The sequence below is a fragment of the Pseudomonas sp. FG1 genome, assembly GCF_034313875.1.
GTDB lineage: Bacteria > Pseudomonadota > Gammaproteobacteria > Pseudomonadales > Pseudomonadaceae > Aquipseudomonas > Aquipseudomonas veronii.
On the sequence record NZ_JAVIWP010000001.1, the window covers coordinates 1998857 to 2012207 of the forward strand.

The 13351-nt window shown below is 61.7% G+C and carries 12 protein-coding genes; 6 read left to right on the forward strand and 6 right to left on the reverse strand.

Translation table 11 applies throughout. The features are described 5' to 3' along the window. The first annotated feature begins 167 nt into the window (after nt 1-167). From RGV59_RS09150 to RGV59_RS09160, 3 genes are read left to right on the forward strand one after another with little or no spacing between them, the layout of a single operon-like run. On the forward strand, nt 168-827 hold the full coding sequence (locus tag RGV59_RS09150; RefSeq protein ID WP_017844516.1) for a paraquat-inducible protein A: 660 nt from the start codon (nt 168-170) through the stop codon (nt 825-827). After that, entirely contained in the window at nt 814-1437 is a 624-nt protein-coding gene (locus RGV59_RS09155) for a paraquat-inducible protein A (RefSeq protein WP_017844515.1), read from the forward strand. Before RGV59_RS09150 ends, RGV59_RS09155 begins: the two co-directional genes overlap by 14 nt. After that, nucleotides 1430-3733, forward strand: coding sequence for a PqiB family protein (locus RGV59_RS09160; RefSeq protein WP_046487496.1), 2304 nt, complete (start codon nt 1430-1432; stop codon nt 3731-3733). Before RGV59_RS09155 ends, RGV59_RS09160 begins: the two co-directional genes overlap by 8 nt. 186 nt (nt 3734-3919) lie before the next feature. Here RGV59_RS09160 and mksF read toward each other — a convergent pair whose 3' ends face one another. The 3 genes from mksF to mksB are packed head-to-tail and all read right to left on the reverse strand — an operon-like array spanning nt 3920 to nt 8731. Next, nucleotides 3920-6760: an Mks condensin complex protein MksF gene (mksF, locus tag RGV59_RS09165; protein WP_017844513.1), complete on the reverse strand. Its 2841-nt coding sequence runs from the start codon at nt 6758-6760 to the stop codon at nt 3920-3922. Continuing rightward, entirely contained in the window at nt 6757-7464 is a 708-nt protein-coding gene (mksE, locus tag RGV59_RS09170; protein ID WP_046384827.1) for an Mks condensin complex protein MksE, read from the reverse strand. The genes mksF and mksE overlap by 4 nt, the downstream gene beginning before the upstream one ends. Then, nucleotides 7454-8731 (reverse strand): Mks condensin complex protein MksB, encoded by a 1278-nt coding sequence (gene mksB, locus RGV59_RS09175; RefSeq protein WP_017844511.1) that lies wholly within the window; start codon nt 8729-8731, stop codon nt 7454-7456. Before mksB ends, mksE begins: the two co-directional genes overlap by 11 nt. 187 nt (nt 8732-8918) lie before the next feature. Here mksB and RGV59_RS09180 point away from each other — a divergent pair, with 187 nt between their 5' ends. Continuing rightward, the gene (locus RGV59_RS09180) at nt 8919-9662 is read left to right on the forward strand and encodes an energy transducer TonB (RefSeq protein ID WP_126587100.1); all 744 of its coding nucleotides are present in this window, start codon (nt 8919-8921) and stop codon (nt 9660-9662) included. After that, nucleotides 9655-10107, forward strand: a complete 453-nt coding sequence (rimI, locus tag RGV59_RS09185) for a ribosomal protein S18-alanine N-acetyltransferase (RefSeq protein WP_046384825.1) — start codon at nt 9655-9657, stop codon at nt 10105-10107. Before RGV59_RS09180 ends, rimI begins: the two co-directional genes overlap by 8 nt. Before the next feature lie 117 nt (nt 10108-10224). Here rimI and RGV59_RS09190 read toward each other — a convergent pair whose 3' ends face one another. Next, nucleotides 10225-10599, reverse strand: coding sequence for a serine kinase/phosphatase (locus RGV59_RS09190; RefSeq protein ID WP_126587076.1), 375 nt, complete (start codon nt 10597-10599; stop codon nt 10225-10227). Nucleotides 10600-10750: 151 nt separating this feature from the next. Between RGV59_RS09190 and can the strand changes: the two genes are divergently transcribed. Continuing rightward, nucleotides 10751-11395, forward strand: a complete 645-nt coding sequence (can, locus tag RGV59_RS09195) for a carbonate dehydratase (RefSeq protein WP_017844507.1) — start codon at nt 10751-10753, stop codon at nt 11393-11395. Here can and RGV59_RS09200 read toward each other — a convergent pair. Further along, complete coding sequence (locus RGV59_RS09200) at nt 11392-11916, reverse strand: SET domain containing protein (protein WP_046384823.1); 525 nt, start codon at nt 11914-11916, stop codon at nt 11392-11394. The genes can and RGV59_RS09200 overlap by 4 nt on opposite strands. 146 nt (nt 11917-12062) lie before the next feature. Beyond that, nucleotides 12063-13232, reverse strand: coding sequence for a hypothetical protein (locus RGV59_RS09205; RefSeq protein WP_104904012.1), 1170 nt, complete (start codon nt 13230-13232; stop codon nt 12063-12065). Nucleotides 13233-13351 lie beyond the last annotated feature (119 nt).

The following is a 13351-nucleotide window of genomic DNA, read 5'->3' on the forward strand; positions in this document are numbered from 1 at the left end:
AAATTCCAGAACCCCTGTTTGCTTATGCAGACAGGGGTTTTGTTTTGGGCGGTCGGAAAGGGTCAAGTGGCTCGCCCCCCTCGGTACTCGATAAAATTGCGCAGTTATTTCTGAACCAGACCACTAGAATAGGTACCTAACCTTTTTTTAGCGTCCGAGCCCTATCTATGCCCGATCCGGTTGATGCCCCCAAGGTGTCGGATTTACCCCTGGACGACCTGGTGGCATGTCATGAGTGCGATTTATTGATGCGCAAACCTGTGCTCGCCCTCGGCGAAAAAGCCCAGTGCCCGCGCTGCGGTTACGAGCTGTACGCGCATCGCCACAACGTCGTCGAACGAAGCCTCGCCTTAGTCTTGGCAGCGCTATTGCTGTATATCCCCGCGAACTTTTTGCCCATCATGCAGCTCAATCTACTCGGGCAGTCCTCGGAGGACACCGTGTGGACCGGCGTCGTCGGCCTGTTCGACACCGGCATGCGTGGCGTCGCCGCCGTCGTGTTCCTGTGCAGCATGGGTATTCCCCTGCTCAAGTTGCTCTGCCAATTGGCGGTGTTGCTCAGCATCCGCTGGAACATCGGTCGCAGTTACGGGCTGCTGCTCTACCGCATTTACCATCACCTAAGAGATTGGGGGATGTTGGAGGTGTACCTGATGGGCGTCCTGGTGGCGATCGTAAAGCTCGCCGACATGGCCTCCATCACGATTGGCCTGGGTCTGGTCTGCTTCGTCAGCCTATTAATGGTTCAGGTTCTGCTTGAGGTGGTGATGTCGCCCCACCAGATCTGGCAAGCACTGTCAGGAGAGGATGATCATGCGGGCGATTGATGCAGGCATTCTGATTTGTACCGAATGCCACGAATTGAACAAGCAAGAACCGGACACCGACGAGCAAACCTGCACCCGTTGCGGTGCGCTGGTCCATGCCCGTCGCCCCAACAGCCTGACGCGCACCTGGGCCTTGCTGATCACCGCTGCGATTCTCTATATCCCGGCCAACCTGTTACCGATTATGACCATCAATTCCCTCGGCCAGGGCGATCCCAGTACCATCATGTCCGGCGTGATCCAACTGGTGCAGCACGGCATGTTCCCCATCGCCGCCGTGGTGTTCATCGCCAGCATCCTGGTGCCGACGTTCAAGCTTGTAGGTATTGGTCTGCTACTGTTCTCGGTGCAGCGTCACCAACCGCTGTCCGCGCAACAACGGATTATCATGTACCGCTTTATCGAATTCATTGGACGCTGGTCCATGCTGGATATCTTCGTGATCGCCATCCTGGTGGCGGTTGTAAACTTTGGACGGCTTGCCAGTGTCGAGGCCAACCTCGGCGCGGCGGCGTTCGCCAGTGTGGTGATCCTGACGATGCTTGCCGCAGTAACTTTTGATCCCCGACTGATTTGGGATAACACGGAGTCGGACGACGACCATGAGTGATTTGCCTAAAGCTAAAACCCGCCCGGCCTCCAACTGGTCGGCTATTTGGGTACTGCCCCTGATCGCTCTGATCATCGGCGGTTGGTTGGGCTGGCGTGCCTATTCTCAGCAAGGCATCGAGATCCAGGTACGCTTCGAAAGCGGCGAAGGCATCCAGGTCAACAAGACCGAAGTCGTCTACAAAGGCATGCCCGTGGGCAAGGTCAAGACCCTGGCCCTGGACGACGAAGGCAACAATCGCGGGGTGATTGCCACCATCGAGATGAACAAGGACGTCGAGCAATACCTCAAGACCAACACGCGCTTCTGGCTGGTCAAACCCAGCGTCAGCCTCGCCGGCATCACCGGCCTGGAGACCCTCGTGTCGGGGAATTACATCGCCGCCAGCCCCGGCGACGGTGAGCCCACGCGCAAATTCAAGGCGCTGTCCGAAGAACCGCCCTTGTCCGACGCCAAGCCAGGCCTGCACCTGACCATCAAGGCCGACCGCCTTGGCTCGCTCAACCGCGGCAGCCCGGTGTTCTACAAGCAGATCCAGGTCGGCCAGGTCAAAAGCTACCTGTTGTCCGAGGACCAGAGCACCGTCGAGATCAAGGTCTACATCGAACCGACCTACGCCAGCCTGGTGCGCAAACACACGCGTTTCTGGAACGCCAGCGGCATCAGCATCGACGCCAACCTCTCCGGCGTGAAGGTGCGCAGCGAATCGCTCTCCAGCATCGTCGCCGGCGGTATCGCCTTCGCCACCCCGGAGAATCGCAAGGACAGCCCGCCGACCGACCCGAGCCTGCCCTTTCGCCTGTATGAAGACTTCGACGCCGCCGCCGCCGGCATCAAGGTCAAGGTCAAACTCACCGACTTCGAAGGCCTGCAGGCCGGGCGCACCCCAGTGATGTACAAAGGCATCCAGGTCGGCAGCCTGAAAACCCTGAAGATCGACCCGGACCTGTCCAGCGCCAACGCCGAACTGACCCTCGACCCATTGGCCGAAGACTACCTGGTACAGGACACCCAGTTCTGGGTGGTCAAGCCGTCGATTTCCCTGGCCGGTATCACTGGGCTCGAGGCGTTGGTCAAAGGTAACTACATCGCGATTCGTCCCGGTGACAAAGGCACGCCACCTCAACGGGAATACGTGGCTCGGGCCAAGGCGCCGCCCTTGGACCTGCGTTCCCCTGGCCTGCACATGGTGCTGTTCACCGACAGCCTCGGCTCACTGGATGTCGGCAGCCCGATCCTCTACAAGCAGGTCAAGGTCGGCTCGGTGCAGAGCTACCAGTTCTCGCGCAAAAACAAGCAACTGGTGATCGGTGTCCATATCGAGAAGGAGTACGCCAACCTGGTCAATGGTTCGACGCGTTTCTGGAACGCCAGCGGCGTGACACTGACCGGCGGCCTCACCGGCGGTATCCAGGTGAAAAGCGAATCCCTGGCCAGCCTGATGTCCGGCGGTATCGCCTTTGAAACGCCGGAACCGAACGTGCCGCTGAAAAAACGTATCCCACGTTTCCGCCTGTTCGCCGATCGTGAAACGGCCAATCAGAGTGGCACCCTGGTGACTATCAAAGTCGACCGCGCCGACGGCCTGCGCCCCGGCACCCCGGTGCGTTTCAAAGGCCTGGACGTCGGTAAGATCGAGAGCGTCGACCTCAGCGCCGATCTGCAATCGGTGCTGCTCGGTGCGCGCATCACCCAGGTCGTGGATCGCATCGCACGCGTCGGCAGCCAGTTCTGGGTGGTCAAGCCGGAACTGGGCCTGATGAAAACCTCGAACCTGGAAACCCTGGTCACCGGCCAATACATCGAAGTGCTGCCCGCGCTGAAAAACGCCGGGCCGCAGAAGAGCTTCGTCGCGTTGGACCAGCCGCCCGAAGCCGTCCACCAGGAGGCTGGCCTGAGCCTGGTACTGAGTGCCGCACGCCGTGGTTCGCTCAAAGAAGGCGTGCCCGTCACTTACCGCGAAGTCACCGTGGGCAAAGTCACCGGCTACGAATTGGGCCAGACCGCCGACCGCGTGCTGATCCACATCCTGATCGAGCCCAAGTACGCGGCGTTGGTGCGCAGCGGCAGCCGCTTCTGGAACAGCAGCGGCTTCGGTCTCGACTTCGGCCTGTTCAAAGGTGCGACGGTACGCACCGAATCCCTGGAAACCCTGGTTGCCGGCGGCATCGCCTTCGCCACGCCCGATGGCGAACGCATGGGCAGCGCCGCGCGGCCGCAGCAAACCTTCCCGCTGTTCGACAAGTTTGAGGATGAGTGGCTGACCTGGGCGCCTAAGATTCCGCTGGGCAAGTAGGCCGAGGCGCGGCTATCGCGGGCAAGCCCCCTCCCACAAGTGACCGCGTTTATCCTGTAGGAATGCGCTCACCTGTGGGAGGGGGCTTGCCCGCGATGAGGCCCTCAAAAACACCACCAAACCCCAGCCCACAAAAAAGGCCGCGATCCATAAGATCGCGGCCTTTTGGCATTTCACCGCCGAACGTCAGACCTCATCCAACTCCGGCTCATCCGCCTGCACCGTCACCGTTGCCTTCACCGCATCATGGCGCCGGATGTACTTCCAGTCCGCCTCATCGATGTAGATCCCGTTCGGCCCGCTGCCGCCTTCCAGGTCGATCGCCACCTGGGCCGACACCTGCGGCTTCACGCTCGCCAGGATCGGCACGAAGCCCAGTTGCAGGCTGGTTTCCAACAGCGCCGCCTGGTTCTTCTCATCGATGTCGGCCGCTTCGTCGAGGTAGTACGGTAAGCGCACGCGCCCGGCCTGGTCGCGGTCCATCAAGTGCAGCAACAAATACATGTTGGTCAGCGCCTTGATGGTCATGGTGGTGCCGTTGGACGCCGCGCCATCGATGTCGGTGTGAATCACCGGCTGGCCATGCACCTTGGTGATCTCGAACGCCAGTTCGAACAAGTCCTTGAGGCCCAACTGGTTGTGGTTGGCCGCCACCAGGCGCGCCAGGTATTCCTTGGCCTCTTCGTTCTTGTTGTCCTGCTCGGCGCTCTGGCTCAAGTCGAACACCGACAGGGTTTCGCCTTCTTCGTACTGACCGGCGCTGTGGATGATCTGGTCGATATGCTTGAGCGCTTCCTTGTTCGGTGCCAGCACGATGCGGAAACTCTGCAGGTTCGACACCTGGCGCTTGTTGATCTCGCGGTTGAACAAGGCCAGTTGGTGTTCCAGGCTGTCGTAGTCGCTGCGGATATTGCGCAAGGTCCGTGCGATATCGGTGACCGCCGCGCGCCGTGCCTTGCCCAGGGTCAGGGCTTCGTCGGTACGGTGAGCATAGGCGTTGATCAGCAGTTGCAGGCGCCGCTCCACGTCATCCTCGCTGTCGAACTTGGCCACGCCCTTGAGGCGAACCTGGGCGTACAGCGCTTCGATCTGGCCATCAGCGCGCAGCAAGCCTTGCCAGCTGTCCTGATAGTCATTGAGCAGCGGCAGCAGGTTGTCCATGGAGTCGTCGACCGGGTCCATGAACGGCGTGCCGAACGGCAAGTCCGCCGGCAGCAACTGGCGACGGCGCAAAGCGTCATCCAGGGTGCGTTGCTTGGCTTCCATATCGCCGATCTGGCGACCGACCAGTTGCAGCTTGGCCGACAGTTGCTGGACACGTTCGGTGAACGCGTCGCTGGAGCGCTTCAATTCATCCTGGGCGGCTTCCATCTGCGCCAGCTGTTCCAGCTTCTCGCCTTCTTCGGCGCTCAAGGTCTGCGCACGGCGGAAATCTTCCAGGGCCTTTTGCGCGTCCAGCACTTGCTGGTACAGCGCTTCGGTCTGGGTTTTGCTCGCGGCGCGGTCAGAGGCCACCGCCTGCTGCGTCTTGAGCTGCTTGAGTTCTTTTTCCAGGCGCTCTTTCTGGTCGCGCAACGCCGCGCGATCCGCCAGGGCCTGCAAGGCGGGCGGTTCGATGTGGGAGATGTCGATCGACAGCCCCGGCACTTCAAAGCGCTCGCCCTTGAAACCATCGAGGATCAGTTCCAGGGATTTGACCCACTGGCCGTCCTCATCCAGCGTGATGCCATGTTCACCCAGCGGCAGGCTGAACAGCGAACTGTTGAACAGACGCATCAGACGCTCGACATCTTGCTGTGAGAATTCTTCGCGCAGCTTGGCGTAGCTGTTGTTGTCTGCGTGATCGAGCTGTTGCTTGACCGACTTCAGGCGTTTTTCCAGCTCGCGCAGGCGCTCGTCCAAGTCCTCGGCGCTGAACTGACGTGACTGCGCCAGGGCGCCGGCGAGTTCATCGTGGGCATCCTTGGCTGCCAGCAGTTGCTGTTCCAGCACCCTGACATCATCGACCAGCGCAAAGCGATGCTTGAGCACCGACAGCTCGCCCAGCCAACGCTGGATACCGCTGATTTCGCGCTCCAGGCGCATCAGCTCCTGGGTACCGCCACGTTGGTCGTGCTGCAGCGCGTCCTGCTCGTTGCGGTAGTGCTCGGCCTGGATGGTCAGCTCTTCCTTGCGCGCACTGGCGTAGTCCGACCAGGTGCCCAGCAGCGAGTCCAACAGCGGCGACAGGCGATGCAATTTGCCGCGCAGGATGTCGCGTTGTTTCACGCCATTGGCCAGGGCCTCGACCAGCGGGCCGGCGGCGACCAGGGAGTTGTAGTCCTGCTCCATGCGTCGCACGTCGCGGAAGGCTTCTTCACACGCGGCGATGTAATCGACACTGCCGGAGCGCAGGCTGTGCTCGAACGCATCGAGGAACAATTGCTTGAGCTTGGCTGCGGTGATTTCGCGCATGTGCAGCAGGTTGATAAACAGCGCGCGGAAGGTCTTCAGGCTCTGTTCGCTGGTGGAACGCAGCGGGATCAGCGTCAGGTCCAGCGGGATCGACGTGTGGCCGCCGACCAGCAAACGACGTAGTTCATCGGGCTTGAGTTCGTAGGCTTTCAGGCCCTCGCGCTCCAGGTTGGTGAACAGCTCTTTCTGGCGCAGGCAGGTGTCGTTTTTCTGGTAGTGGGCCAGGTCGAGCTTGCCGGCGTAGGCAAAGAACTGGTGACCGAAACCACCGCCCGGGCCGCGCCCGACCACGCCGATCACATGCGGGCCGTGGGGCAGGGAGACTTCCACGAGGATGTAGCTGGTGTCGGTGGCGAAGTAGAAGCGCCGCGATTGTTCCAGGGTGTACTTGCCGAAACTCATGTCCGACATGCGCGCCAGGATCGGGAACTGCAAGGCGTTGATCGATGCGGATTTACCCAGGTTATTCGCGCCGTACACCGACAGCGGCTCTTCGAGCGGGAACAAACCGAGGCTGTAGCCGGCGGTATTCAATAGGGCGAAGCGGCGGATGCCGTAGCGTTCCTTGCTCATGCGTCGGTCTCCTGTTCTTCGGCAATGGCGCGGGCCAGGGCGTCTTCTTCGCTTTCGTCGGCAAAGTCGCTCAAGTCCAGCGGGTCATCGGTCTTCAGCAGTTTTTCATCGCTGTCTTCGTCGATGAGCACCGGTGTCGGCAATGGCAGCACGCTGTGGATGCTGGCCGCGAGGTCGCGGTCCTGTTGCACCGACAGGCACACATCGAGGAAGCGGTGCATCGGCGGCAGGAAGCGATAGATGCCGTTTTCTTCGCTGGCAAAACCCAGTTGGGTCATGCGGCGCATGATTTTCTCTTCGAGCTCTTCCTGGGTTTGCACTTCGGCCTGGATAAACAGGTCGCGGTATTTTTCCAGCAGCGACGGCAGTTCATCGCGGCCGAGGCTGCCGCCGTCGAGCACGGCAATCGGGTCGCGGCCCTGGTCGGCGAGGTGCTCGACGATGATAAAGGTGAACAGCGCCAGGCGCTGCGCGGTCTTGTTCACCTGCGCGCTGGCGATGGCCGAATCCGGCACGAAGTAATAGAAACCACGGGTATCGCACACCAGTTCAAAGCCCAGGGCCTTGAACAGCGTGCGGTACTGGTCCTGGAAATTCGACAGTTGCGCGTACAGCTCCGGGTCGCGGCGGCTGACGTGGTAACCCTTGAACAGCTCGCGAAAGATCGGCGCCAGCTGGGACAGTTCGGATAGATCAAGATGCATAAGGGGTGCTCGCAGAATTCTCGGCGGCGTCGGGCGTGGCCGGGAGCAGGGCGAATGAGCGCAGGCTGACCTGATGCTCGTGTGTGTGGTAATCGCGGCGTTCCAGGCGCTCGCGCTTGAAGCGTTTTTCGCGGGACAGGCGCGAGAACCAGTAGAGCAATTCGTCGGTGGCGCCGTCCGGCTCCTGTTCCAGCAGCCAGGTCATCAGGTCCGGCATCGGCAGTGCGTCTTCGCAGCGTTCGAGCATTTCCTTGACCGTGCGCGGTGCGCGCTGGGCTTCGCCTTTATGAGACTTGTGCGCCTTGGGGAAGCGCGCCGGTTTCGGCTCGAAGTTCGCCAGGGCGTACACGTAGGCCTCGACCTGACTCGCACTGCCGAGGAAGGTGCTTTGCGGCCGGGTGAACATCGGCATCGCGGCCTGCGGCACCGCGTCCAGGCCTTTACGGCGAATGGCCGACAGCGCCAGCGCGGCGCCACGGGTCACGGCGTTGTGCCGACGCGCTTCTTCACGCAGCGGCAGCAGCAGCTCGCGGGCGTGACGCAGGGTCAACTGGGCGCTGGTCTGCATTTCGAGGATGCGCGCGTGGGTGCGCAACAGCATGTCGTCGTCGACCAGATGGCCGAGGCGCTGCTGCTCGGTGAGCAGGCGCAGCAGCACGTTTTCGACCTTGCGCACGCCTTGTTCGAAGGCGCCGTCGGCGTTCACCAGTTGGATCATCGGTTCGACGTATTCGTCCCAGGTCGCCAGCACTTCGGCGTAGCGCTGACGCAACGGGATCTGCCGGTCGCTGGTCTTGGCGCGGTCGGCCACGGCGGCGAGGGCTTGTTCGTCGTTGGCGAGTTTTTTCAGCACGTCGCGCACGCGCATGTCGAGCAGGCGCAGTTGCCGGGCCAGGTCGTGGCCGTCACGGATGTCGAAGGCGTCCTGGATATACCCGGCCAGGCGCTCGAGGTGGCGCAGGTAGGCTTCGATTTCCAGGCACAGGCCAAGCCGGTGCTCCTTGCGAAGATAGGCGAGGAAGTCGTGGATCTGCGCATTGAGCTCGAAACGGTTCGGGCTCTTGGCGACAGGCACCAGGATATCCAGGCGAATCCACACGTCCAGCAGGCTGGTGATGTCCTGGGGCGTGCTGTCCAGTTGTTGGGCGGCCAGTTGTGCGCGCAGCTCGCCGAGGCTCAGGGTGCCTTGGTCGAAGTGTTCGCACAGTGGCTCAAGTAAGGCCCAGTGTTCGGCGAGGGCGCGCAGGACGCGCTTGGGTTCGATCATGGGAATGGCCGGCTGGTTGGCGATTAAAAGTCGCGATTGTACTGCATCAGGCGCGGGATTTATCCACAGCCGGTCAGTGCGCAGTGGGCGATTGTTACCGAACAGCGGTAGAATCCCCGCTCTTTACTTATCCACAAGTGGCCGAGCTGTGCTTATCGAGTCCCGACGTCGCGCTTACTTGACTGCCATGCAGGTGGTCAACTGGCTGCCCCGCACCGAACTGCCGTTTGCCGCCCCGTCGCGGCCCGAGCTGCTGCAGGCGCTCGAGCCCGATGACGGATTGGAAATATCGGGCGAGGAGGCGGCTGCGCCCGTGGCGGTGGTCAAGCCTGAGCCGCCGACGCGGCCGGTGGTCGAACGCGCCAAGGTCGAGGTGCCACGCCCGTCGCCGATGGCCAAGCCGGCGGCGGCTGAAGAGGCGGCCCCGGTGGTCAAGGCGCCTGTTGTCCCACCGCCGCGGTTTGCCCTGCAATTGCTGCGGGCCGGGCGTTGCCTGTTGCTGGTCGAGCTGCCTACCGGCGAGCGCTTCCAGACCCGCGACCCGGCCTACATGCTGCTCAAGGACATGCTGCGCGCCGCCGGCCTGCCCGACAGCCCGCAAATCGTCGGCGACCCGGTGCGCTGGCCGTTGCTGGTGCGCGGCACCATGGACCAGGGCCCGGACGCCGCGCGGGATTTTGTGCAAGGTTTTGTGTCGGCACGCCTGGAAGACGAACCCTGCGTGTGCCTGTGGCTGATCGGCCTGCCCGCCGTGCGGTTTGCAGGCGAAGCCGATGCCGAAGTTTGGTACCGCGAACTGCAGGTCGAAGGCCTGGGCTCGGTATGGGCCCTGCCGGGCCTGGAATTATTAATGGAAGAGCCACAGCGTAAGGCTGATGTCTGGCAAGCCATGCGCCGGCTGATGGCGCGCTGGAAAACAATCGATGAGTGAGGCTTTATCCTTCCGCCCGATGACCGAGGCCGACCTCGACGCCGTGCTGAAAATCGAATACGCGGCGTACAGCCACCCCTGGACCCGCGGGATCTTTCTCGACGGGCTGGGCAAGTACCAGATCTGGCTGATGTTCGAAGGTGAGCAGCAAGTGGGCCACGGGGTGGTGCAGATCATCCTCGATGAAGCGCATTTGCTGAACATCACCGTCAAACCGGAAAACCAGGGCCGCGGTCTCGGCCTGGCGCTGCTCGAGCACCTGATGTCCCGCGCCTATGCCGCCAGCGCACGGGAATGTTTCCTCGAAGTGCGTGACAGCAACGCCGGCGCGTTCCGGCTGTATGAACGCTATGGCTTCAATGAAATCGGCCGTCGGCGCGATTACTACCCAGCCGTTGGCGGTCGCGAAGATGCGGTCGTGATGGCCTGCACCCTCGTCGACTGAACACGCAACCCATGTGGGAGGGGGCTTGCCCCCGATGGCAGTGTGTCAGTCAACACATGTATTGTTGACAGTGTGCTATCGGGGGCAAGCCCCTCCCACATTTGGATCTACGGTGTGTCAGCGGTTGCCGTTGACAGGCTCGCGCTCGGCCAATTCGGCCTCATCCAACCCGTTGCCGCCGCCGATGTCATCTTCATTCACGATGCTCAGGTCCCAATCGGCCTGTTCGCCTTCGCCTTCTTCCTGTGCATCCCGTGCGCCGTCCTCGCGGATCAGGTTCTCCGGGCTCATCTCGTCATCGGTCGTCTCGGCCTCGCCCACCCGTTCGTCGCGCATCCGGCGTTTGCGCTCGACAAGCGGCAGTTCATCGCCGATTCCCGCCTTCGGCTCTTGATCGTCAAAGTCCAGCTCGCGCACCGAGCCCATGCGATCCTCATTGTCATCAATCGGTTCCGGCTGTGTAGCGCCGTATGGACGTCGTGATTCAGTCATGGCCAATCCTCATACTGTGGGGCTTATAGTGTGTGGACAGGCCTGGCGCACCAAGATTCAAGTCATCGCCTGCCGTCTATCTTTATTCCGGGCGTGACCCGGACGGGCGGTCGTCTGTCAAAGCTGCGCATCATTCCTGAGGCTTTCCCTGATGAACGAACTACAAGAGCTGCTTGATAACAACGAACGCTGGGCGGATGCGATCAAACAGGAAGATCCCGAATTCTTCGCCAAACTGGCCCGCCAGCAAGCACCGGAATACCTGTGGATCGGCTGTTCCGACGCCCGCGTACCGGCCAACGAAATCGTCGGCATGCTGCCGGGTGATCTGTTCGTACACCGTAATGTGGCCAACGTGGTGCTGCACACCGACCTCAACTGCCTGTCGGTGATTCAGTACGCCGTCGATGTGCTCAAGGTCAAACATATCCTGGTCACCGGCCACTATGGCTGCGGCGGTGTGCGGGCGTCGATGCAGGACCGTCAGTTCGGCCTGATCGACGGCTGGCTGCGCACTATTCGCGACCTCTACTACGAAAACCGCGATCTGCTGGCCAAGCTGCCGACTGAGGAAGAGCGCGTCGACCGCCTCTGCGAATTGAACGTGGTTCAGCAGGTGGCCAACGTCGGTCATACCAGCATTGTGCAAAACGCCTGGCACCGGGGGCAGAGCCTGTCGATCCACGGTTGCATCTACGGCATCAAGGATGGCCGCTGGAAGAGCTTGAACACCACCATCACTGGTTTTGAGCAGTTGCCGCCGCAGTATCGCTTGCGCCCGCTGGGTGAAGCCTAAGGGCGCTTGCGCTCGCGCCACAGGGTCATGAACGTCTGCCCTTCGGCGTTCAGCGGCTCCTGGCTGCCGGTGATCCAGCCCCGGCAGTTCAGCTCGCCGCATTGGCACGCGAACTGCCGGAACAGCGCGTCCTCGGTGCAGGCGTAATCCAGGGTCAACAGGGCGCCGGCCGCGATGGGCTGCACGGTCCAGAGCTCCAGGTAGGTGGTGTCCAAAAATACATTCGGGTTGCAGGAGTGGCGCAGCAGGCCGCAGAACCAACAGTCGTACAAGTGGATGCGCGGCGACAGTTGCAAGGTGTGCGGGCGTCGCTCGTTCACCGCGTAGCCGGAGACCTTGGCAATGCGTATGCGACTCTCAAAGGCGATGCGTGCCTTGACCCTGGCCCCGGCGCCGTCCCTGGCGTGGCTGACCTGGAAGTGTTTGGACGAAGGGTAGCCCTGCCCGACGAACAGTGTCTTGAACGGGTAAAGGCAGTCATTCACAGGGTTTACAGCCTTATCCATGGCGCGAGTTTTCATAACTCTCCTGGGTTGGGCTGCATCGACTTGCGGGTGATGTCTGACTGCCAGTCTTGCAGCGGAAGGGCCCGGATCAAGACTCGCTGAACATAACGCCGATTTCTACTGTCAACTTTGACAGTAGAAATCGGCGTTTTTTTGCGCTTTTACAGCGCCGGGGCGCTGATCGTCGGGGTGGGCGCGGCGTCTTTCAGCTGTTTGAGCTGGGCTTTGATCGCGGACGTGGCGCATTTGGCGTTGGCCTGTTCCGGGGTCAGGTTGCGCACCGAGGTGTAGAACAATTCGCAGGTCTGTTCTTTACGCGTGACCTGCCAAGTGTTCATGCACGCCTTGAGCAGCACATTCGCATCGCTCGCCGGTTTCTGGCCCATTCCGGCTTGCCAGCAGGCGGCGCTCAAATCCTGGCCCATCACTTTCAAACCGGCCTCGTCGGCCTTCTGCTCGTTACCGTCATACGTGTCGGGGCTTGCCGCATACCAGATGTAACTGGGGTGGTTGGCGCCCAGGACCGAGACGGTTTTGCCGGGGATCGGGCTGATTTGCGCCAGGCCCAGCACACCCACGGTTTGCCCGTATTGTTGCTTGATCCAACTGCGCACCGGTGCGCCGAACGCGACCATCGGCAACGCACCTTTGGGCGGCAGGCTCAGTTCCTTGACCATGCGTGTCTGGTAGTCGGTGAAGTAGCTGTAGACGTTTTCCAGGTCTTTACCGGCGTTGGACGGCGCGGCGATCGGGGCGATGTCGATGATGGTCTGGTAGGCCGGGGTTTCGCTGGCCGGAATGCCATTGTCGACGAGCAGGGCGGCCCAGCGGTCGGTGGTGGCCGATTCCAGGTAATCCTGGGCCTGGGTCAGTGAGTAATCCGGCGGAAAGTGCAGCAGCTCGATGCTTTTGCGGTTTTCCAGGGCCATGCCCAGCGGCAGGAACAAGTACCAGTTGTAAGCCCACTTGCCATCGCTATTGAGCCGGCTCGCGCCCTGGTAGGCCAGGTCGGCGGTAGCGAGCAAGCTCGTCAGCGGCTGGCCATAGTTGTCGGGCACGCCGCTGAAGGTCGCCGCGACCTGGCCGTCATGCTTTCTGACGCTGACCTTGGCGCGGCTGTAACCGTCGCGCTGCAGGCTCTGGTTGAGGTAGTGCTCGACGGTCTGCTCCAGCGTCCACGGCCGGAAGCAGATCACGTTGCAGTTATTGGGGTAAGCGAACAACTGGGTAACCCGTTGCGTGCTGCCCAGCGGTACTTCGATGTCGGCCTGTACGACCGCACTCGCGATCAGTGCGGCCAAGGTGAAGGACAACCTGGTCGGTTTAAACATAGATGATTCCTTGTCAGCGAGAGCCCGTCTGCGCGGGGTGAAAGCCCACCTCCACACAGTAGCGGCTGACCAGGAAAACCGCGTGCAAAATCGCCGGGCGTGTCGCTATTGGATAAGCC